Annotated in this window: 20 protein-coding genes; 15 read left to right on the top strand and 5 right to left on the bottom strand. The window is 34.8% G+C overall.

The genetic code is table 11. The features are described 5' to 3' along the window. A partial coding sequence (locus tag ACKOWY_RS08900) for a CHC2 zinc finger domain-containing protein (RefSeq protein WP_408941088.1) occupies positions 1-179 on the bottom strand: 179 nt, incomplete at its 3' end. 101 nt (positions 180-280) lie between these two features. Here ACKOWY_RS08900 and dnaG point away from each other — a divergent pair. After that, positions 281-2257, top strand: coding sequence for a DNA primase (gene dnaG / locus ACKOWY_RS08895; RefSeq protein WP_408941084.1), 1977 nt, complete (start codon positions 281-283; stop codon positions 2255-2257). A gap of 43 nt (positions 2258-2300) precedes the next feature. Here dnaG and ACKOWY_RS08890 read toward each other — a convergent pair whose 3' ends face one another. Together ACKOWY_RS08890 and nadE are read right to left on the bottom strand one after the other, a co-directional pair. Continuing rightward, positions 2301-2915 carry a LuxR C-terminal-related transcriptional regulator gene (locus ACKOWY_RS08890; protein WP_408941083.1) on the bottom strand — a complete coding sequence of 205 codons (615 nt, stop codon included), beginning with the start codon at positions 2913-2915 and terminating at the stop codon, positions 2301-2303. A 76-nt stretch (positions 2916-2991) separates the two neighbouring features. Then, a complete protein-coding gene (gene nadE, locus ACKOWY_RS08885; RefSeq protein WP_408941082.1) occupies positions 2992-3798 on the bottom strand; it encodes an NAD(+) synthase in 807 nt (268 codons plus the stop codon). A 58-nt stretch (positions 3799-3856) separates the two neighbouring features. Here nadE and gldB point away from each other — a divergent pair, with 58 nt between their 5' ends. Both gldB and gldC read left to right on the top strand, forming a co-directional pair. Continuing rightward, entirely contained in the window at positions 3857-4822 is a 966-nt protein-coding gene (gene gldB / locus ACKOWY_RS08880) for a gliding motility lipoprotein GldB (protein WP_408941081.1), read from the top strand. Next, positions 4815-5147: a gliding motility protein GldC gene (gene gldC / locus ACKOWY_RS08875; RefSeq protein ID WP_408941080.1), complete on the top strand. Its 333-nt coding sequence runs from the start codon at positions 4815-4817 to the stop codon at positions 5145-5147. Before gldB ends, gldC begins: the two co-directional genes overlap by 8 nt. A gap of 15 nt (positions 5148-5162) precedes the next feature. On the opposite strand, the gene yihA is transcribed toward gldC, so the two are convergent. Beyond that, complete coding sequence (gene yihA / locus ACKOWY_RS08870; protein ID WP_408941079.1) at positions 5163-5783, bottom strand: ribosome biogenesis GTP-binding protein YihA/YsxC; 621 nt, start codon at positions 5781-5783, stop codon at positions 5163-5165. 1 nt (position 5784) lies between these two features. After that, positions 5785-6576 (bottom strand): alpha/beta fold hydrolase, encoded by a 792-nt coding sequence (locus ACKOWY_RS08865; protein WP_408941087.1) that lies wholly within the window; start codon positions 6574-6576, stop codon positions 5785-5787. Positions 6577-6980: 404 nt separating this feature from the next. On the opposite strand from ACKOWY_RS08865, the gene mraZ reads away from it, so the two are divergent. Genes mraZ through ftsA form a run of 12 tightly spaced genes read left to right on the top strand, consistent with a single transcriptional unit; the run spans position 6981 to position 20740 of the window. Beyond that, positions 6981-7454 carry a division/cell wall cluster transcriptional repressor MraZ gene (gene mraZ / locus ACKOWY_RS08860; RefSeq protein WP_408941078.1) on the top strand — a complete coding sequence of 158 codons (474 nt, stop codon included), beginning with the start codon at positions 6981-6983 and terminating at the stop codon, positions 7452-7454. After that, positions 7441-8337, top strand: a complete 897-nt coding sequence (gene rsmH / locus ACKOWY_RS08855; protein ID WP_408941077.1) for a 16S rRNA (cytosine(1402)-N(4))-methyltransferase RsmH — start codon at positions 7441-7443, stop codon at positions 8335-8337. The genes mraZ and rsmH overlap by 14 nt, the downstream gene beginning before the upstream one ends. Positions 8338-8366: 29 nt before the next feature. After that, positions 8367-8714: an FtsL-like putative cell division protein gene (locus tag ACKOWY_RS08850; RefSeq protein WP_408941076.1), complete on the top strand. Its 348-nt coding sequence runs from the start codon at positions 8367-8369 to the stop codon at positions 8712-8714. Next, a complete protein-coding gene (locus ACKOWY_RS08845; RefSeq protein WP_408941075.1) occupies positions 8705-10711 on the top strand; it encodes a penicillin-binding protein in 2007 nt (668 codons plus the stop codon). Before ACKOWY_RS08850 ends, ACKOWY_RS08845 begins: the two co-directional genes overlap by 10 nt. 3 nt (positions 10712-10714) lie before the next feature. Further along, positions 10715-12169, top strand: a complete 1455-nt coding sequence (locus tag ACKOWY_RS08840) for a UDP-N-acetylmuramoyl-L-alanyl-D-glutamate--2,6-diaminopimelate ligase (RefSeq protein ID WP_408941074.1) — start codon at positions 10715-10717, stop codon at positions 12167-12169. A 22-nt stretch (positions 12170-12191) separates the two neighbouring features. Further along, positions 12192-13418: a phospho-N-acetylmuramoyl-pentapeptide-transferase gene (gene mraY / locus ACKOWY_RS08835; RefSeq protein WP_408941073.1), complete on the top strand. Its 1227-nt coding sequence runs from the start codon at positions 12192-12194 to the stop codon at positions 13416-13418. After that, positions 13418-14752 carry a UDP-N-acetylmuramoyl-L-alanine--D-glutamate ligase gene (gene murD, locus ACKOWY_RS08830; RefSeq protein WP_408941072.1) on the top strand — a complete coding sequence of 445 codons (1335 nt, stop codon included), beginning with the start codon at positions 13418-13420 and terminating at the stop codon, positions 14750-14752. The genes mraY and murD overlap by 1 nt, the downstream gene beginning before the upstream one ends. Before the next feature lie 43 nt (positions 14753-14795). Beyond that, positions 14796-16088 carry an FtsW/RodA/SpoVE family cell cycle protein gene (locus ACKOWY_RS08825; protein WP_408941071.1) on the top strand — a complete coding sequence of 431 codons (1293 nt, stop codon included), beginning with the start codon at positions 14796-14798 and terminating at the stop codon, positions 16086-16088. Between the two features lie 9 nt (positions 16089-16097). Beyond that, positions 16098-17189, top strand: a complete 1092-nt coding sequence (murG, locus tag ACKOWY_RS08820; RefSeq protein WP_408941070.1) for an undecaprenyldiphospho-muramoylpentapeptide beta-N-acetylglucosaminyltransferase — start codon at positions 16098-16100, stop codon at positions 17187-17189. A gap of 54 nt (positions 17190-17243) precedes the next feature. Beyond that, the gene (gene murC / locus ACKOWY_RS08815) at positions 17244-18584 is read left to right on the top strand and encodes a UDP-N-acetylmuramate--L-alanine ligase (protein WP_408941069.1); all 1341 of its coding nucleotides are present in this window, start codon (positions 17244-17246) and stop codon (positions 18582-18584) included. Next, positions 18581-19303 (top strand): cell division protein FtsQ/DivIB, encoded by a 723-nt coding sequence (locus tag ACKOWY_RS08810; protein ID WP_408941068.1) that lies wholly within the window; start codon positions 18581-18583, stop codon positions 19301-19303. The genes murC and ACKOWY_RS08810 overlap by 4 nt, the downstream gene beginning before the upstream one ends. A gap of 48 nt (positions 19304-19351) precedes the next feature. Continuing rightward, positions 19352-20740 carry a cell division protein FtsA gene (gene ftsA / locus ACKOWY_RS08805; protein ID WP_408941067.1) on the top strand — a complete coding sequence of 463 codons (1389 nt, stop codon included), beginning with the start codon at positions 19352-19354 and terminating at the stop codon, positions 20738-20740. Positions 20741-20775 lie beyond the last annotated feature (35 nt).

The following is a 20775-nucleotide window of genomic DNA, read 5'->3' as shown; positions in this document are numbered from 1 at the left end:
CTGAAATCTTTCCAAATCTGCTTCACAGGAGAAACCATAAACGATGGCGATCGTTCATCCGAAAACGGACTTAATCCTTTGTAATTGCTGCCGGCGCGTTTAAGTTGGACGAAATCACCTATGACTTCTTCTACACGTGCGGTTTCAAAAACTTTATCTATGGTTTCGCGGGTAATCAAAATTAGATTTTTAGATTTTTAGATTTTTAGAAATCCGAAAAATTGAATGAGGGTAAATTTACACATTCAGAATTTAAAATTTAAAATATAAAAATCTAAACTTGATTACTCGCGAAACCATAGATAAAGTTTTTGAAACCGCACGCGTTGAAGAAGTCATTGGCGACTTTGTTCAACTCAAGCGTGCAGGTAGCAATTATAAAGGATTGAGCCCGTTTTCGGATGAACGCTCACCTTCTTTTATGGTGTCACCGGTAAAACAAATTTGGAAAGATTTTAGTTCGGGCAAAGGCGGAAATGCAATAGCTTTTATTATGGAGCATGAGCATTTTACTTATCCGGAAGCCATTCGCTATTTGGCAAAAAAATACAACATCGAAATTGAAGAAACCGAACTTTCTAATGAAGAAAAAGAGGTAGCCAATGAAAAGGAAAGTTTGTATTTGGTTTCCGAATTTGCTAGTAAGTATTTTCAAGATGTTTTGATGAATACCGAAGAAGGTAAAGCCATTGCCTATACTTATTTTAAAGAACGCGGATTCACAAATGATACCATCAAGAAGTTTCAATTGGGTTATTCGCCCAATACTTGGGATGCACTTACCAAAGAGGCACTTGGTAAAGGATACAAGTTGGAATTTCTTGAAAAAACTGGGTTGACTATTGTGGGTGAAGACAAGCAATTTGATCGTTTTAAAGGGCGTGTGATGTTTCCTATTCAATCCATGTCGGGGCGTGTTTTAGGTTTTGGAGGAAGGATTTTAACAAATGATAAAAAAGCAGCCAAGTATTTAAACTCACCCGAAAGTGACCTTTACCATAAAAGTAAGGTTTTGTACGGGATTTACCATGCCAAACAAGCTATTGCCAAGCAAGATCGATGCTATTTGGTAGAAGGGTATACCGATGTAATTCAGATGCATCAAGCCGGAATTGAAAATGTGGTTGCGTCTTCGGGAACTGCATTGACTCCAGATCAAATTAGGTTGATAAATCGTCTCACCAAAAATATTACCGTACTTTTTGATGGCGATGCTGCCGGATTGCGTGCTTCCATTAGAGGAATCGATTTGATCTTGGAAGAAGGTATGAATGTGAAAGTTTGTGCTTTCCCAGATGGAGAAGATCCAGATAGTTTTGCCAAAAAAACACCTCTTCAAGAGTTAACTCAATATCTTGAAGATAATGCCATGGATTTTATTCAGTTTAAAGCGTCTCTTTTAATGAAAGATGCCAAAAACGATCCCATAAAAAAGGCCGATTTGATTCGGGATATGGTGGCTAGTATTTCAAAAATTCCAGACCGAATTAAACGCGAAGTATACATTCAAGAAGTGTCCCGAATTATGGATATTTCAGAAGAAGTACTTTTTAACACCTTGGCTCAGCTGGTTAAAAAAGACATAGCGGAGTTAGGCAAAAAACAAAAAGAAGAGCAAAAGGCATTTGAAGTTGTAAAAAATGAAACTCAAATTGCTGCCCCTTCCATTGATATTCAATTTGAGTTAGAGCATAAGATCATTGAAATTCTTCTTATTTATGGAAATGTAGAAGATGAATTTGAAGATATAATTTTGAAAACCAACGAAAAAGGAGAGCTTCAAGAAGTGCGTGAGATGAATCGGTATAAGGTACATCAACGTATTTTCTTAAGTTTACAAGAAGATGAAATTGAATTAGCAAATCCTTTATTTAAAGGTATTTACAATGATTTGATTGCCTATTTTAATCAAAATGAAACCTTTGAGTTAGATCAATACTTGTCTCATTTGCCAAGTGAATTGTCTCAAGAAGTCACTACAATTTTAATGAATGACGAGCGAGAGCTTTTACACAATTGGGAAGCCAAAAACATTTTTGTAAAAGCCAAAGACAAGACAATTAGCCAATATGTTACCGAAACGATAGTGACACTTCGTTGGTTCTTGGTTAACAAAATAATAGACGAGCTAAAATCTTCCATAGATAAAGAGGCAGAAACTGACAATGCAGAAACCTTATCCTTAGTGATGGATTATTTAGGGTTAACTAATATTTTTTCTAAAAAATTGGGAAGAGTAATTTCCCGACACAATTAATCTTTTTCTAATTTAAAGGGACTTTGGGGTTATCCCTTTTCTCTTAAACGAGTACTAGGTTGTTGGCTTTGTTAACCAAATCAACTAAATTAGAAACATTCAGTTTTTTTAATAGACGAAGTTTGTAGGTGCTTATCGTCTTTTCATTTAATCCTAATATCTTAGATATTTCGCTGTTTTTTTTACCATTGCTCAAGAAGCGCAATACTTCAACCTCCCGATTTGAAAGCTTTCGATGTAGATCTTTACCTTCTCTGTAATTGATTATTCCTTTCGAAGCACTTTTTGTCTGCATGCTATTGGCAACCTTAACGATTGTATTTCCTAACGTTTCTAGTTTGCACGATTTGTTCAAGAAAAAAGAGGTGCCCGCTTTTAAAATATTTGAGGCATACACTTGCTCATTCAAACCTGTGTAAATAATAATTTCAAGGTTAGGGTAATTGTTCAACAAAAATTTTAAATCAAAGATGTTTTTTAACCCTTTTAATTCGAGATCGAGAATCAGAACATCAATCTTTTTGTTTTTTAAGGCTTCCAAAATCAATGGAAATTCGGCAACATTGGCCACTACATTTATTTCGGGGTGGTCCCTGAAATAAGATTTTACGCCGAAATGAACCACCGGTAAATTATCGGCCAGACATACACTTATCATAACTTTATTTTTAAATAATTAATACTATTATCTTCAAGTTACGAAAAGTTATCCGAAATAAAAAGCTATTTTTTTATTATTGGAGCTCTTTTGGAATGATACAAATAGGAATTGGAAGCATTTTATGCTTGTTGGAACTATTAAGTTTGTGGTAAATTTTCAATACTTCGGTTTCTCTTTCAGAATAATTCAACGTTGGATTTTCTTTTTCACTTTCAAGCATTGCCCATTCCAATTCATCATAACTAGCGCCGAGCTGGTCTTCATCGGTGCGGTTGTCACCAAATAAACCGTCTGTGGGAGCCGCAATTTGAATGGCTTCCGGAATGTTTAAATACTTGCCAAGTGCATACACATCACTCTTCATTAAATCGGCAATCGGACTCACATCTACGCCACCATCGCCGTATTTAGTGTAAAATCCAACTCCAAAATCTTCCACTTTATTTCCAGTTCCAGCTACAAGATAGCCGTGAATTCCGGCATGATAATATAAAGTAGTCATTCGAAGTCGCGCTCTTGTATTGGCCAAAGCCAAATTATATTTAGTTTCCTCCTCGCTTGTAGGCATCGTTGCTTTAAACGAATCATAAATAGGAGTAAGATTAGATTCAACACTACTTACATTTGAAAAGCGCAACTTGAGTTGGTCAATATGTTCTTTAGCTCTTGTTACTTGGTTGCTGGCTTGGTGTATGGGCATTTCAACACAAAGTGTAGGCAGGCCAGTTTGGGCACACAAGGTTGAGGTCACTGCCGAGTCTACGCCACCCGAAATTCCAACTACAAATCCGTTTACTTTAGCTGTATTCGCGTAGGATTTTAACCAGTTTACAATATGTTCGTTTACCTTTTCTACTTGAATAGTACTTTTTTTACCCATAGTTTAAGAATGAATTACGATTTGGTGATGTATATTTGCAAAAATATTAAAATTAACTATGCGAAAATATATTTATCTTTTTGCTTTTGGATTCTTATTTTTCTCGTGCGATAAACAAAGTAAAATTGAACGTGCGGTAGAGAAAATTCCGGTAACGATGAAAGTGCATCGCTTTGAGCAAGCTTTTTTTAATGCTACTCCTCAAGAATTACCTAAGGTAAAAGCAGAATATCCGGATTTCTTTCCTAAAGAAATTCCAGATGCTGCTTGGATAGAGAAAATGCAACATCCGCAATGGCGCGATTTGTATCAAGAAGTAGAGAAAAAGTATAAGGATTTTGGTACACAACAAACCGAAATTGAGGACTTATTTAAGCATATTAAATATTATTTCCCAACAATTAAAGTGCCTCAAATATATACGGCGATTGGAGAAATGGATTATCTAAATAAGTCCATTTATGCAAATGACAAATTAGTTATTGCATTGGAATTGTATTTAGGAAAAGACCATAAATTTTACTCGGAATTTCCGGCTTATTTGAGACAGAATTTTGAAGAAAGACAAATGCTTCCAGATATTGTATCGAGTTTATCCTATCGAATTTTGCCTTCGCCAAAAAACAAAGATTTACTTTCATTAATGATAAATTCGGGGAAGGAATTGTATCTAAAAGATATTTTATTGCCAAATTATAGCGATGCAGAGCGCATTGGATATACTGACAAACAAGTAAAATGGTGTCAAGAAAATGAAAGTTACATGTGGGAATATTTCATTAGCAATAAATTGTTGTACAGCACCGAATCGAAATTGCCTAACCGATTTATAAATTTGGCACCATTTTCTAAATTTTATTTAGAGATTGATAACGAAACACCAGGTCGAGTAGGACAATGGGTAGGTTGGCAAATTGTTCGTTCGTATATGCAAAACAACGAAGTTTCTGTTGTTCAATTATTAAAAGCAGATCCATCAGATATATTTGAAAAATCAAAATATAAACCAAAAAATAATGAGTAATAGCAATACCTCCGAAATAAAATTCACCGTTGAATTAGACGAAAATAAAATTCCAGAATCATTAAAATGGACTGCTCAAGATGGTGGAGTTCAAGATGAAGCGGCTAAAGCCATTATGTTATCTATTTGGGATAGTGCAAAGAAAGAATCGCTTCGAATTGATTTATGGACCAAAGACATGCCTGTTGATGAAATGAAAATCTTTATTCATCAATCGTTAGTGGCTATGGCCGATACCTATGAGCGTGCTACCAATGATGAAAAAATGTCGGCAACCATGCGTGATTTCACCGATTATTTTGCCGAAAAATTAGAATTGAAATAAAAATTAAAATAAAAATTAAAAGGAATTAATGTCCTTGTATACCATTTCATTGATGCCTTCAATATAATCTAAAAGTGCATCTTTGCCAATAACTTCTGTGGCTGAGGTAACAAAATAAGGAGGGATTTCTTCCCAGTTGTTGGCGTGAAGTTGCTTTTTATAGGCCGCCACATTCGAATCTATTTTGGTTTTACTGATTTTATCTGCTTTGGTAAAAATGATACAAAACGGAATCCCAGCTTCTCCCAGGTATTGAATGAATTCTAAATCTATCTTTTGTGCTTCCAATCGGATGTCGATTAAAACAAAAGCACAAACTAGTTGCTCTCTTTTTTCAAAATAATCAGTTATGAATTCTTGAAAAACTTGCTTTGTTTTTTTGGAAACTCTGGCATAACCATAACCTGGTAAATCCACCAAAAACCAATTGGAATTAATTTTAAAATGATTGATTAACTGTGTCTTTCCTGGTTTTCCTGATGTTTTTGCTAAGTTCTTGTGGTTGGTTAACATGTTAATCAAAGAAGACTTACCCACGTTTGAACGACCAATAAATGCATATTCGGGCAAGCGCTCTAAAGGACATTTAGAAACATCAGAATTGCTAATAATGAATTCGGCCGTATTGATTTTCATATTAGTGGTTTGAAGAGGTGTTTTTTAAAGTTTCACTTTTTTCTTGTAACCATACTTCAAGTAAACGATTGAATTCGTCAGGATGTTCCATCATAGCAGCATGACCGCATTTATCAATCCAATATAAGGTTGAATTAGGTAACAATCGGTCAAATTCTAAGGCTACTTCAGGTGGAGTTACGGTGTCGTTTTTTCCCCAAATGATACAGGTAGGAACGTGAATTTTCGGCAAATCTTTTGCCATATTATGTCGGATAGCGCTTTTTGCAATGGTAAGAGTTTTAATCAATTTAATTCGATCATTTGCCATTGCATATACTTCGTCTACTATTTCTTTTGTAGCAATTTTTGGGTCATAAAAAACAGCTTCTGCCTTTTTTTGAATGTACTCATAATCCCCTCTTCTTGGGTAGCTATCGCCCATTGCACTTTCATAAAGACCAGAACTTCCGGTAATTACTAAGCCCAACATTTTTTCTGGATACATTTTGGTATGGTACAAAGCAATATGGCCACCAAGGGAATTTCCTAATAGAATTACGCGTTCAAATTTCTTAAAAGTGATAAAGTCTTTCACATATTTGGCGAAAGCCTTTACGTTGGTTTTTAATAGATTTTGAGTGTAAATAGGTAACTCCGGAATAACAATTTTATATCCTCTAGTAGAAAAATAATTGGCCACACCATCAAAATTACTAAGACCACCCATTAGTCCGTGTAATATTACAATCGGAGTGCCTTCTCCAATTTCTAGATAGCTATATCTGCCTTCTTTTTTTATGATACCATCCATATTAAATGCTCTTTTTCTATAGTGATACAAATATAAGCTATTAATACAATAATCCTATTTTTTGAAAATTAATTGTATGTAAAGGATTGTATTTATTGAGAAAATCATGAAAAACCATTACAATCTTTAATGTGCATTATTTCAGTTAGTTATTAAAACCAAAAAAAATATCTTCCCACTTTACACTCTTTAAATTATTCTCATAAATCAATATGAAAATCAGTTAAATATTTCGATTTTAATATCATTTACTCTTTTTTGGATAATTATCTTCAAAAATATAGGTAATGGCTTTAGTCTTAAAATTGTCCAAAATCAAAAACTTATTAACAATGTGGTAGAAAGTGGTAAAAGGTGGTAATTTATTTTATATTTTTGCTTCATATCATTTAAAAATTAGTTTTTTGAATTCATTAATAGGGACATATGAGTGTAAAGTAGATGCTAAAGGAAGGCTGTTGTTGCCAGCGCCTTTCAAGAAGCAATTGGCTGCCTCTCTTCAAGACGGATTTGTCTTGAAGCGTTCTGTTTTTCAACCTTGTTTGGAGCTTTATCCAATGAAAGAGTGGGGGTTAATGATGCAAAAAATCAATAAACTAAACCGTTTCGTTAAAAAGAATAATGATTTTATTCGTCGTTTTACCGCAGGTGTAAAGGTGGTTGAAATAGATGCTCTAGGGCGTTTATTGGTTGCTAAAGATTTAGCAGGCTTTGCTCAAATCAATAAAGATATCGTGCTTTCATCGGCGGTGAATATTATTGAAATCTGGGATAAGGACCTTTATGAAAAAGCTATTGATGATTCGATAGTAGATTTTGCTGACTTGGCAGAAGAAGTTATGGGTGATGTAAAAGACGACGAGCATGGAATATCATAACCCAGTTTTATTAAAAGAAACGGTAGACGGTTTGAATATTCAACCTAATGGAATTTATGTTGACGTCACTTTTGGCGGCGGCGGACATTCAAAAGAGATTTTAAGTCGGCTTGGTGCAAACGGAAAATTGTTTGCTTTTGATCAAGACGAAGATGCTTGGGAGAATGCTATTCCAGATGATAGATTTACTTTAATTCAGGAGAATTTTAGATACATAAAACGTTTTTTGAGATTTCATGGTGTGAAGCAAGTGGATGGCATTTTGGCCGATCTTGGAGTTTCTTCTCATCAGTTTGACGTTCCAGAGCGAGGATTTTCTACTCGATTTGATGCCGATCTGGATATGCGAATGAGCAAAAGAAATGAGCTTGATGCAAGTAAAGTCATAAATGAATATGATGAAGCCAATTTGAAGCGTGTTTTTTTAGATTATGGAGAGTTAAAAGTGGCTCCTGCACTTGCAAGAACCATTGTAGAAGCTAGACAAAGAGCTACAATTAACACCACAGAAGAACTAAAAATTGTATTGAATAAGTACTTGCCAGAACAATTTAAGAACAAGATTCTTGCTCAAATTTATCAGGCAGTTCGAATAGAAGTGAATCAAGAGATGGAGGTTTTAAAAGAATTTTTAGAGCAATCCTTAGAGATTTTAAAACCAGAGGGAAGACTAAGTGTTATTTCGTATCACTCATTAGAAGACCGATTGGTAAAACGATTCATGAAAAATGGCTTATTTGAAGGAGAGCCAGAGCGAGATTTCTTCGGAAACTTCTCGGTTCCGTTCAAAAACATTGGAAAACTTATTGTTCCAAGTGAAGCCGAAATTAAGATTAACAACCGTGCTAGAAGCGCAAAGTTACGAATAGCAGAAAAGAAGTAGTTTTTAAATTAAGTTATAGATAAGCAGATATGAAAGGCGGAGTTTTCAACTTATTAAAAGCACGATTTCTAGTAAATGAAGATGCTATTAAAAATTGGCGATTCATACTTTTTATAGTGGTATTAGCCATCATAATGATTGCAAATTCACACCAATACGATCAGAAAATATTCAAAATAGCTGATTTAACAAATGAAGTAAAAGAATTGCGGTCTGAATTTGTTGACAGAAGATCCGAATTGATGAAGTTAAGAATGGAATCTACTGTTTCTGAAAAAATGAAATCACGTGGAGTAGTGCCGTCTCAGGTACCACCAATTAAGATAAAAGTTAAAAAAACCGAAGAAAAAAGTTTCTTTAAAAGATTATGGGAGTAGAAGATAAAAACATCTCTTACCGAATTTATTTAGTTGCATTCGTTATTTTTTTGATAGCGATGGCAATTACTATAAAGCTGACTAATATTCAGTGGGTACATGGTGCGCATTATCGAAAATTAGCCAAAGATCTTACCGTTAAAATGTGTGTAATCCATGCAAACAAAGGAAATATTTATTCTTCAGATGGAAGTTTACTTGCTACTTCAATTCCAAATTACACTATTCGTTTTGATGCCGTGGTTCCAAAAGAAGAACTTTTTGAAAAAAATGTAAAACCACTATCTGAAAGCTTGGGTAAATTATTTGGGAAACCTTCTTCTTATTATGAAGTGATTTTAAGAAAAGCCAGAAACACCAAAAATCGTTACACACTTATTGCAGATAAATTAAGCTATACCGAGTACTCTAAAATAAAAGAATTTCCAATGTTCGAGAAAGGTTCTAACAAAGGTGGAATTATTGTTGAGCAAAAACCAGTTCGTGTGCATCCAATTGGTCAAATAGCAGAAAGAACTATTGGTTACGATAAAATTAATGAAGACGGGGTTAGAAAACAAGTGGGTATTGAAGGTGCTTTTGGTAAGTATTTAAATGGAAAAGACGGAAAGGTATTAAAGCAAAAAATTGCTAAAGGGCAATGGAAACCTATTAGAGATCGAAACGATGTAGATCCTCAAGATGGTTATGATGTGATTTCGAGTATTGATGTTTACATCCAAGATATTGCTCACCATGCCTTGTTAAAACAATTGCAAGATTATAATGCAGAACACGGTTGTGTAGTGGTTATGGAAACCAAAACAGGCCAAATTAAAGCCATCTCCAATTTAGGAAAAGATGCCTCTAGTGATACGTATTATGAAACTGAAAATTATGCAATTAAAGAAGCACATGAGCCAGGTTCTACTTTTAAACTAGTAGATCTACTTGCCTTATTAGATGATAAAAAAGTAGATACTAGCAAGATTTATGATCGAAAAGGTGGGTTAATTAAGTTCTACGGAAAAGATGTTGAGGATTCACACAGAGGTGGAAACCAAAAAATTTCTTTAGGCCGCGGAATGGAAATTTCTTCCAATACGGTTATGGTTCAGGCGGTATATGAAAACTACAGAAACAACCCAAAACAATTCATTGATCGTATTGATAGAATGGGATTGAGCAAGCCGTTAGGGTTGCCAATTCAAGGAGAAGGAACACCTGTAATTCCGCATCCTGCTGATAAAAGATGGAGTGCCATTGCTTTGCCATGGATGGCTTTTGGATATGGAGTTGCGGTAACCCCATTGCAAACATTGACTTTGTATAATGCTATTGCAAATAATGGTGAAATGATCAAGCCACAATTTGTGTCTGAGATTAAAGAATGGAGCAAAACCATAAAAAAATACGATAAGGAAGTAATTAATCCGAAGATCTGCTCGGATGAAACTGTGAAAAAAATTCAAGCCGTTTTAAAGAATGTGGTTCAAAAAGGAACTGGAAAATCATTGTATTCAAAAGATTTTTCAATGGCTGGAAAAACAGGAACTGCTCAGGCAAATTATGGAACAAATGGCGGAAACGATAAACATTATATTTCCTCATTTGTGGGATATTTCCCTGCTGAAAATCCTAAATATTCGTGCATTGTGGTGGTACATAAACCAGATGCAAAAAACAAAGGATATTACGGAGCAGATGTTGCGGGACCAGTATTTAAAAGAATCGCACAAAAAATCTTTACCGATGCGCCTTCAACTAATGAAATTAAAAATCTAAACCAAAAAATAGCGCTTCAAGAAAACAACTATAGAGATAATGATCCTAAAGCTGTAGCGGTAAAAAATACCATTCCAAATTTAAAAGGAATGACTGGTATGGATGCTGTTGCTTTATTAGGAAACTTAGGTGTTAAAGTGAAAGTAAAAGGAATTGGGAAAGTGAAAAGACAATCTATTCCTGCGGGAGGATCAATTACAAAAAATACAGTTATTCTTTTAGAATTATCATAAGCAATGAAAGTGGTATTAAAAGACATATTATATAAAGTTGGCATTGAAGCGGTAAAAGGTTCAACAGATATTGCTGTGAACAAAATCGAATTCGATTCAAGAAAAGTTCAAGAAAATGATGTTTTTGTTGCCATTAGAGGAACCGTTTCAGATGGCCATGATTTTATTGAAAAAGCAATTGATCTGGGAGCTACCGCTATTATCTGCGATACATTACCTGAGATTATTGCTGCAAATGTGACTTACATTCAAGTACAGGATACCAATTCGGCATTGGCATTTATTGCTTCCAATTATTTCAATACTCCTTCAGATAAAATCCGATTGGTTGGGGTTACCGGTACCAACGGGAAAACTACTATTGCCTCTTTGTTGTATCAATTATATAAAAAAGCAGGTTACAAAGTGGGTTTATTATCTACCGTTAAAATCATGGTGGACGATACCGAATACAAGGCAACTCACACTACACCGGATTCTTTAACCATCAATCAGTATCTGAACGAAATGATTTCGATGGGTTGTGAATACTGTTTCATGGAGGTTAGTTCTCATGGAGTACATCAAAAACGCACCGAAGGACTTCATTTTGAAGGTGGTGTTTTCACAAATTTATCGCACGACCATTTAGATTATCACCCAACATTCGCAGAATATAGAGATGTGAAAAAATCATTTTTTGATCATTTGCCAAAAACTGCTTTTGCATTAACTAATGTTGATGATAAAAATGGTGCTGTGATGTTGCAAAACACCAACGCAAGAAAACGTACGTATGCTTTAAAATCCTATGCCGATTATAAAGCTCAAATATTAGAAAATCAATTATCGGGATTGTTATTAAAAATTAACGATAATGAAGTTTGGGTAAAATTAATCGGAACTTTTAATGCCTATAACTTATTGGCTATCTATGGAACTGCCATTGAGTTAGGAATGGACAGCTTGGAAGCTTTACGATTATTGTCTGAATTAGAAAGTGTTTCTGGGCGTTTTCAATTTATTGTTTCTTCCGATAAAATTACGGCTATAGTTGATTATGCTCATACTCCGGATGCATTAGAAAATGTATTAAATACCATTAATAACATCCGAACCAATAATGAAAAATTGATTTCTGTAGTAGGTTGTGGTGGTGATCGTGATAAAACCAAACGTCCAATTATGGCAAATATCGCTTCTCAAATGAGTGATACTGTAATTTTTACTTCCGATAATCCGCGTACAGAAAATCCGGCAACTATTATTTCTGAAATGGAAAAAGGAGTAGAGCCACAAAATTATAAAAAGACACTTTCCATTGAAGATAGAAAGCAAGCAATTAAAACCGCTTGTCAATTGGCAAATGCAAATGATATCATATTAATTGCTGGAAAAGGTCATGAGAATTATCAAGAAATTAATGGGGTAAGACACCATTTTGATGATATGGAAACCGTAAAAGAATTTTTAAGCTAATTAACTAAATACCTAAGAACCGATGTTATACTACTTATTTGAATATTTAGACAAAACTTTAGATGTTCCAGGAACTGGGGTTTTTCAATACATAACCTTTAGATCAGCTTTGGCGTTAATGTTATCGCTTTTAATTTCTACAGTTTATGGTAAAAAAATCATCACCATTTTAAAGAACAAACAAGTTGGTGAAACGGTAAGAGAATTAGGCTTAGAAGGTCAAAATCAAAAAGCGGGTACTCCAACAATGGGTGGTATCATTATCATTATTGCAACACTTATTCCGGTGTTGTTGCTTACAAAATTAAACAACATCTATATTGTTTTGTTAATCATCACCACCATTTGGATGGGAACTATCGGTTTTATTGATGATTATATTAAAATATTCAAAAAAGACAAACAAGGCTTAAAAGGAATCTTTAAAGTAATTGGTCAAGTTGGATTGGGGCTTATCGTAGGGTCGGTATTGTATTTTCATCCAGGGGTAACCGTTCGTGAGAAATTGGCTAAGCCAGTTGCTTTTAATCAAACAGAAAATGCAATTAGCTCACCAGCTCGTGAAATGAAATCAACTACCACAACGATTCCATTTACTAAAAACAACGAATTGGATTATGCCAAAATTATTGAATGGACTGGTGAAGGGTATGAAAAATGGGCATGGTTGGTATTCATTCCAATTGTAATTTTCATCATCACTGCGGTTTCAAATGGAGCCAACTTAACCGATGGAATTGATGGGCTAGCTGCGGGTACTTCAGCAATATCGGTGCTTGCACTCGGAATCTTCACCTTTATTTCGGGGAACATCATCTTATCAAGCTATTTGAATGTTATGTATATCCCAAATTCTGGGGAGATGACTGTTTTTGTTTCTGCATTTGCAGGAGCCTTGGTAGGGTTTTTATGGTACAATTCCTATCCAGCATCCGTATTCATGGGAGATACGGGTAGTTTAACTATTGGAGGGATCATAGCGGTATTGGCCATTTCGGTAAGAAAAGAAATGTTACTTCCGGTTTTATGCGCCATTTTCTTTGCAGAAAGCGCTTCGGTAATTATTCAAGTAGCCTATTTTAAATACACCAAAAAACGATTTGGCGAAGGTCGACGCGTTTTTCTAATGTCGCCATTACATCACCATTATCAGAAAAAAGGATACCATGAAAGCAAAATAGTAACTCGTTTTTGGATTGTTACCATCTTGTTAGCTATCGTGGCAATTGTAACATTAAAATTAAGATAATGCCAAGGTTAGTTATTCTTGGTGGAGGCGAGAGCGGTGTTGGAACCGCCTTATTGGGAAAGCAAAAAGGATACGATGTTTTTGTTTCCGATTTCGGAAAAATAAAAGAAAATTACAAAGAAGTTCTTACGAATAATGAGATTAAATGGGAAGACGAACAGCATACAGAAGCGTTAATTCTGAATGCCGATGTTGTTATGAAAAGTCCAGGAATTCCAGATAAAGCCCCGATTGTAAAAAAATTGGTAGAAAAAGGGATTCCGGTAATTTCTGAAATTGAATTTGCAGCACCATTTACCAATGCAATAACCATTGGAATAACAGGAAGCAACGGAAAGACAACCACTACGATGCTTACCTATCATTTGTTAAAAGAAGGCGGATTAAATGTAGGACTTGCAGGTAACATTGGTAAAAGTTTTGCTTGGCAAGTGGCCTTTGAAAACTATGATTACTATGTTTTGGAATTAAGCAGTTTTCAATTGGATGGGATCATTAATTACAAGCCACACATTGCAATTCTTACGAACATCAGTCCAGACCATTTAGATCGCTATGAATATAAGTATGAGAATTATATAGAATCAAAATTTAGAATAACATTAAATCAAAGCAACCAAGATTATCTGATTTATGATGCAGATGATGAAGCAATTCACAATTGGTTACAAATAAATAAAGTAAAAGCACAATTAATACCATTTTCAATCACAAAGAACCTTGAAAAAGGGGCGACTTTAAAAAATAACACTATGGAAATCAACATCAACGAAGAAGAGTTTTTAATGGAAACCGCTGATATCGCATTAGAGGGAAAACATAATATAAAAAATGCAATGGCAGCGACCTCAGTTGCTACTATTTTACGCATTAGAAAACAAACCATTCGCGAAAGTTTATCCAATTTTCAGGGAGTAGAACACCGTTTAGAGAAAGTATTGAAAATTCAAAATGTGCAATACATCAATGACAGTAAAGCAACTAATGTGAATGCTACTTTCTTCGCTTTGGATAGTATGACTACACCAACCGTTTGGATTGTTGGGGGTGTAGATAAAGGAAATGACTATGCCGAATTAATGCCTTTGGTGTTTGAAAAAGTAAAAGCAATTATTTGTCTTGGTGTTGAAAATAAAAAAATAATTGATGCTTTTGGGAACATGGTAGACATGATGGTTGAAGTTGATAACATGCACGATGCAGTAAATACTGCAAGACACATTGCAGAAAAAGGAGACACCGTATTACTTTCTCCGGCTTGCGCAAGTTTTGATTTGTTTCAAAACTATGAAGACCGTGGTAACCAATTTAAAAGAGAAGTTAGAAACTTGTAAATAGAATTTAGGCTTATTTAAGTCTACTATTCAAAACTCAATTATGAAAGAAATAATAAACAGTTTAAAAGGAGATAAAGTCATTTGGGCATTCATTGCTCTTTTGGCATTATTTTCATTTATGTCTGTTTATAGTGCCAGTAGTAATTTGGCCTACATGCGCCACGGATCTGGAAATGCATTAACCTATTTGTTAAAACATGCAATTCAGGTTTTCTTGGGATTCATAATTATTTATAAAATACATAAAGTTCCGTATCACTATTTTAGAGCACTTTCATTAATAGCATTGCCTTTTATTTGGGTGCTTTTAGTGTATACTTTATTCAAGGGAACGGTAATCGAAGGAGCTAATGCGAGCCGTTGGGTAGAGATTCCGTTTATTGGAATTTCCTTTCAAACTTCAACTCTTGCGGCAATAGTGCTGTATGTATATGTAGCCCGTTATTTATCTAAAAAGAGAGAAGAGAAAGTTACTTTTCAAGCTTCCTTTATAGAGTTATGGATTCCGGTGTTTATAACCTTGGCGCTCATATTACCTGCCAACTTTTCTACCGCAGCTTTGATTTTTTCAATGGTAATTATGCTCACTTTCATTGGGCAATATCCAATTAAGTACATCGGAATAATCATTGGTACGGGAATAGCAGCTTTAGTACTATTTGTATTAGTGGTAATTGCTTTTCCAGATGCTTTTAGAAACCGTGTAGATACTTGGAAAAACCGTATTGAAAATTTCACAAGCGACAAGCCAGGTGAAGACGATTACCAAATAAAAAATGCTAAAATAGCCATCGCTTCGGGTGGATTATATGGATTGGGTCCTGGGAAAAGTGTTCAGAAAAACTTCTTACCACAATCTTCCTCCGATTTTATTTTTGCCATTATTGTAGAAGAATACGGATTATTAGGAGCATTAACTGTTTTAGGATTGTATCTTTTGTTGTTGTTCCGATTTGTAATAGCCGCACATAAGGCCAATTCGCTTTTTGGTAAATTATTGGTTGTTGGCCTCGGATTCCCAATTGTTTTTCAGGCATTAATTAATATGGCTGTTGCCGTTGAATTACTTCCGGTAACAGGGCAAACATTACCACTTATTAGCTCGGGAGGAAGTTCCATCTGGATGACTTGTATTGCCATTGGAATTATTCTTAGTGTAACCAAGAAAGACGAAGAAATTGCTCAAGAATTAGAAGAAAAACAAAAACGAGATGAGGCGCTTCAAAAATTAATTGACAAACAATTACAAGAAGACGAAGAGGGAAGTGAAGTTGAAGAAGATGATTTTTCAATTACCGAAAATCCATTGAAGGCGGTTCAAAATAAAAAATAATATAAGAAAATGAAGCAATACAAATTCATATTAAGCGGAGGTGGAACTGGTGGGCATATTTACCCAGCGGTTGCAATTGCCAATGAATTGAAATCTCATTTTCCTGATGCAGAAATTTTATTTGTGGGAGCACAAGATAAAATGGAAATGCAAAAAGTACCTCAAGCAGGCTACAAAATTGAAGGTCTTTGGATTGCTGGTTTGCAAAGAAAATTGACACTTCAAAATTTAATGTTTCCGTTTAAATTACTTAGTAGTTTATGGAAATCAAGAAAGATAATAAAACAATTCAAGCCCGATGCGGTAATTGGAACCGGTGGTTTTGCAAGCGGTCCGTTATTGCAAGTGGCAAATAGTTTTGGTATTCCAACTGTTATTCAGGAGCAAAATTCCTATCCTGGAATAACCAACAAAATATTGAGTAAAAAAGCCAATTCCATTTGTGTGGCATACGATAATTTGGATCGGTTTTTTCCAAAAGATAAAATCGTTTTTACAGGAAATCCGGTACGACAAGATTTGTTGGATGTAGATTCAAAAAAACGAGAAGGTATTACTTATTTTAATTTGGATGCATCCAAAAAAACGCTTTTAGTTCTTGGTGGAAGTCTTGGCGCTAGAAGAGTAAATCAGTTGATTGAAAAAGAACTTGATTTTATTTTGGAAAACGACATACAAGTGTTTTGGCAATGCGGTAAGTTATACCATGAGGCTTACCAACATTATAATGAAAAAGCAAATGTGCAAGTGGTTGCTTTTATTGACCGAATGGATTTGATTTATGCAGCCGCCGATTTTGTGATTTCAAGAGCTGGAGCTTCTTCGGTATCGGAATTGTGTTTGGTAGGAAAACCAACAATTTTCATTCCGTCACCAAATGTGGCTGAAGACCACCAAACAAAAAATGCCAATGCAATTGTAAATAAAAAAGGAGCAATTCTAATTAAAGAATCGGAGTTGGACGAAAAGTTTGAATCCACTTTTTCAGAATTGATTTCAAATAAAAAATTGCAAAACGAATTAAGTGTAAACATCAAGCAGTTGGCTAAGCCAAACGCAACAAAAGATATCGTAAAAGAAATAATTAAATTAATAGAATAACTAAAGAATAAGTCCTCAGATCATTAGATCCAAAGAAACTTAGAGTCTTTAAAAATGAATTTAAACCAAATACATAACGTCTATTTTATAGGAATCGGAGGCATCGGAATGAGTGCACTGGCTCGCTATTTTCAGAATGTAGGCAAGAAGGTTTCGGGTTATGATAAAACACCAACCATGCTTACAGATGAATTAATTGCAGACGGTATGGATATTCATTTTGAAGATGCTATTAATTTAATTCCAACCGATTTTTACACCGAAAACACCTTGGTTATTGTAACCCCGGCTGTTCCGGTTACGCATTCGGAATGGAATTATTTTATTGAACGCGACTATACGATTAAAAAGCGTGCCGAAGTTCTTGGATTAATTACCAAAGACACCTTTTGTTTTGCTGTTGCAGGAACACACGGAAAAACAACGACTTCGAGTATTCTTGGACACATATTATATGAAAGCGGAGCCGATGTTACGGCTTTCCTTGGCGGAATAGTTGAAAATTATCATTCCAATTTAATCGGAACTGGTAAAACGGTAACCGTTGTTGAAGCCGATGAATTTGACCGATCGTTTTTGCATTTACATCCAAATATCGCTTGCGTGACTTCTATGGATGCCGATCATTTGGATATTTATGGAGATAAAGCAGCAATTGAAGATTCATTTAGAGAATTTGCTGATAAAGTTCAGGATAAAAGTAATTTGTTTGTGCCAAAAGGCATGGATTTACAAGGAGTTTCCATTGCAATAAACGAAGAGGCAAGCTTTAAAGCGCATAATATTCGAATTGAAAACAGCAGTTATGTTTTTGATGTACAAACCCCAACAGAAACGATTTCAAATATTGCTTTTGGATTGCCAGGGCATCATAATTTAATGAATGCTTTAATGGCTTTGGCAATGGCCAAAACCTATGGCACTTCGAGCGAAGCTATTAAAAATGCATTAGCAAGTTTTAAAGGAGTGCAGCGTCGTTTTTCATATCAAATAAAAACGAATGAGTTGGTTTATATTGATGATTACGCACACCACCCAACCGAAATTAATGCGGTGCATCAAGCGGTAAGAGAATTGTATCCGAATCAAAAAGTAGTGGCCATTTTTCAGCCCCATTTGTTTAGTAGAACCAAAGATTTTGCTGATGATTTTGCGAAAAGTTTGTCGCAATTTGATGAAGTAGTATTGATGGATATTTATCCAGCGCGCGAGTTACCAATGCCCGGAATCACTTCTGCGTGGTTGTTGGATAAAATGACCAATACCAATAAAATATTAGTTTCCAAAGAGCAACTGATTGATACAATTAAACAAAGTGACGCCAAAATAGTTGTGACAATTGGAGCGGGAGACATTGGAGAATTAGTGCCTTCTATTAAAAAAGCATTACTATGAAAGTATTTAATTGGATAAACCTTCGATTGATCATGATGTTTGCATTAGTAATTTTTCTATTTGCATTTACATCCAATAGAAATGCGCACAGAAAATTGATCAAAACAGAGGTAATTTTTGTAGATAATGACGCCGATTTTATTAGCAAAAAAACGGTTAATAAATTGTTAATAGAAAATAAAACAGATGTGCGAAGTATAGCAAAAGAGGACTTAAATTTGAACAAATTGGAAAATTCTATCAACAAGAATCCGATGGTTGAAAAAGCAGAGGTGTATGTAACTGTTGATGGAGTGCTAAAAGCCATAGTCAAACAAAAGACCCCAGTTGCAAGGGTTTTTGATAGTGTAGGAACCTATTATCTAGATAATGAGGGAAATACGATGCCGTTATCAGGATTAAATACGGCTAGGGTTCCATTGGTTGTTGGTGAAATTAGTCCAAGAAATAGAAAAAAACTGGCTCAAGTTTTAAGGGTAATTTACAAGGATCCCTTTTTGAAAAAAAATATAATTGGAGTGGAGTTGGATGCAAATGACGACGTAAAAATGACCAATAGAAATTTTGATTTTCAAATTGAGTTTGGAAAAATGGTTCAGATTGAGAAGAAATTTAACAATTATAAAGCATTTTTTCAGAAGACAATTGTAGATAGTTCTTTAACAAAATATAAGAAAATAAATTTGAGATTTAGTCATCAAGTAGTTTGTACTAAATAGCAATTATAAAGCATAAAAAAAGCTTGAATTAGTCAAATTAGGCATAATATGGAGAATAAAGAAAGCATTGCGGTAGGCTTAGACATTGGAACTACGAAAATCGTAGCAATGATTGGCAAGAAGAATGAATATGGCAAACTTGAAATTTTAGGTTTAGGTAAATCTAAAAGTTTAGGTGTGGCGAGAGGTGTAGTGAATAACATCACCCAAACTATTCAATCGATCCAGCAAGCTGTCACGGATGCCGAAGAAAATTCTGGTTACAAAATTAATGATGTGGTAGTAGGTATTGCAGGGCAACACATTCGTAGCATCCAGCATACCGATTACATCAGCAGAGGAAATTCTGAAGAGGTAATTACCCAGCAAGACATTCAATCGTTGATTGATCAAGTGAATAAATTAGCGATGTTGCCCGGTGAAGAAATTATTCATGTTTTGCCACAAGAATATAAAATAGACGGACAAGCAGAAATAAAAGAGCCAATCGGAATGTATGGCTCAAGATTGGAAGCTACTTTTCACGTGGTGGTAGGGCAAGCGTCATCAATTCGAAATATTGTTCGTTGTGTACAAAGCACCGGAATTGAATTATCCGGAATTACCTTAGAGCCTTTAGCATCTGCCGATGCGGTTTTAAGTCAAGAAGAAAAAGAAGCGGGTGTTGCTTTAATTGATATAGGTGGTGGAACAACCGATTTAGCCATTTTTAAAGACGGAATTATTCGCCATACAGCTGTAGTTCCTTTCGGAGGAAATGTAATTACCGATGACATTAAAGAGGGATGTTCTATTATTGAAAAACAAGCAGAATTATTAAAAGTAAAATTTGGTTCGGCTTGGCCAGGTGAAAATAAAGACAATGAAATAGTTTCAATCCCTGGATTAAGAGGAAGAGAGCCTAAAGAAATATCATTAAAAAACTTATCTAAAATAATTCATGCTCGTGTAGTTGAAATTATTGAACAAGTTTTTGCAGAAATAAAAGCTTATGGTCATGACGACCCTAGAAAAAAATTAATTGCCGGAATTGTATTAACAGGTGGTGGAGCACAATTGCAACACATTAAACAGTTGGTTGAATACATTACAGGTATGGACACCCGAATAGGATATCCAAACGAACATTTGGCAGGAAATTCTGGAGAAGAAATTTCAAGTCCGTTATTTGCGACAGCAGTAGGATTGGTGATGAACAGTGTGGCAAATAATACACAAAGTGCTTACAAATTACAAGCTTCAATTGTGGAAGCTCCAAAACCAATTATTACTAGAGAAGTGCCTCCAGAAGTTGAAGAAGAGCCACAAATTGTAGATGAAGTAGAAGAAGAAAAGCCGGTTGAAAAGCCAGTAAAGCCAACTAAACCAGAAATTAATGAATCCTTTATGGATAAAATATTAGGAAGAGTAAAAGACTTTCTTGACAACGCAGAATAAAGACAATTAAAGATTTAAAGTAGAATAAAAAAAAC

Origin of the sequence: Flavobacterium sp. (assembly GCF_046073885.1) — a bacterium.
Classification (GTDB): Bacteria; Bacteroidota; Bacteroidia; order Flavobacteriales; family Flavobacteriaceae; genus Flavobacterium.
The sequence above is the reverse complement of the archived record's forward strand: the minus strand, read 5'-3'. Positions and strand labels throughout refer to the sequence as shown.

Bases quoted from the DNA above. Each gene is read 5' to 3' on its own strand.
- gldC (WP_408941080.1), top strand. From the start codon at position 4,815: ATGAGTAATAGCAATACCTCCGAAATAAAATTCACCGTTGAATTAGAC.
- ACKOWY_RS08825 (WP_408941071.1), top strand. From the start codon at position 14,796: ATGAAAGAAATAATAAACAGTTTAAAAGGAGATAAAGTCATTTGGGCA.
- murD (WP_408941072.1), top strand. From the start codon at position 13,418: ATGCCAAGGTTAGTTATTCTTGGTGGAGGCGAGAGCGGTGTTGGAACC.
- murG (WP_408941070.1), top strand. From the start codon at position 16,098: ATGAAGCAATACAAATTCATATTAAGCGGAGGTGGAACTGGTGGGCAT.
- ACKOWY_RS08850 (WP_408941076.1), top strand. From the start codon at position 8,367: ATGAAAGGCGGAGTTTTCAACTTATTAAAAGCACGATTTCTAGTAAAT.
- ACKOWY_RS08845 (WP_408941075.1), top strand. From the start codon at position 8,705: ATGGGAGTAGAAGATAAAAACATCTCTTACCGAATTTATTTAGTTGCA.
- gldB (WP_408941081.1), top strand. From the start codon at position 3,857: ATGCGAAAATATATTTATCTTTTTGCTTTTGGATTCTTATTTTTCTCG.
- ACKOWY_RS08810 (WP_408941068.1), top strand. From the start codon at position 18,581: ATGAAAGTATTTAATTGGATAAACCTTCGATTGATCATGATGTTTGCA.
- ACKOWY_RS08865 (WP_408941087.1), bottom strand. From the start codon at position 6,576: ATGGATGGTATCATAAAAAAAGAAGGCAGATATAGCTATCTAGAAATT.
- ftsA (WP_408941067.1), top strand. From the start codon at position 19,352: ATGGAGAATAAAGAAAGCATTGCGGTAGGCTTAGACATTGGAACTACG.
- rsmH (WP_408941077.1), top strand. From the start codon at position 7,441: ATGGAATATCATAACCCAGTTTTATTAAAAGAAACGGTAGACGGTTTG.
- ACKOWY_RS08890 (WP_408941083.1), bottom strand. From the start codon at position 2,915: ATGATAAGTGTATGTCTGGCCGATAATTTACCGGTGGTTCATTTCGGC.
- mraY (WP_408941073.1), top strand. From the start codon at position 12,192: ATGTTATACTACTTATTTGAATATTTAGACAAAACTTTAGATGTTCCA.
- nadE (WP_408941082.1), bottom strand. From the start codon at position 3,798: ATGGGTAAAAAAAGTACTATTCAAGTAGAAAAGGTAAACGAACATATT.
- ACKOWY_RS08840 (WP_408941074.1), top strand. From the start codon at position 10,715: ATGAAAGTGGTATTAAAAGACATATTATATAAAGTTGGCATTGAAGCG.
- yihA (WP_408941079.1), bottom strand. From the start codon at position 5,783: ATGAAAATCAATACGGCCGAATTCATTATTAGCAATTCTGATGTTTCT.
- murC (WP_408941069.1), top strand. From the start codon at position 17,244: ATGAATTTAAACCAAATACATAACGTCTATTTTATAGGAATCGGAGGC.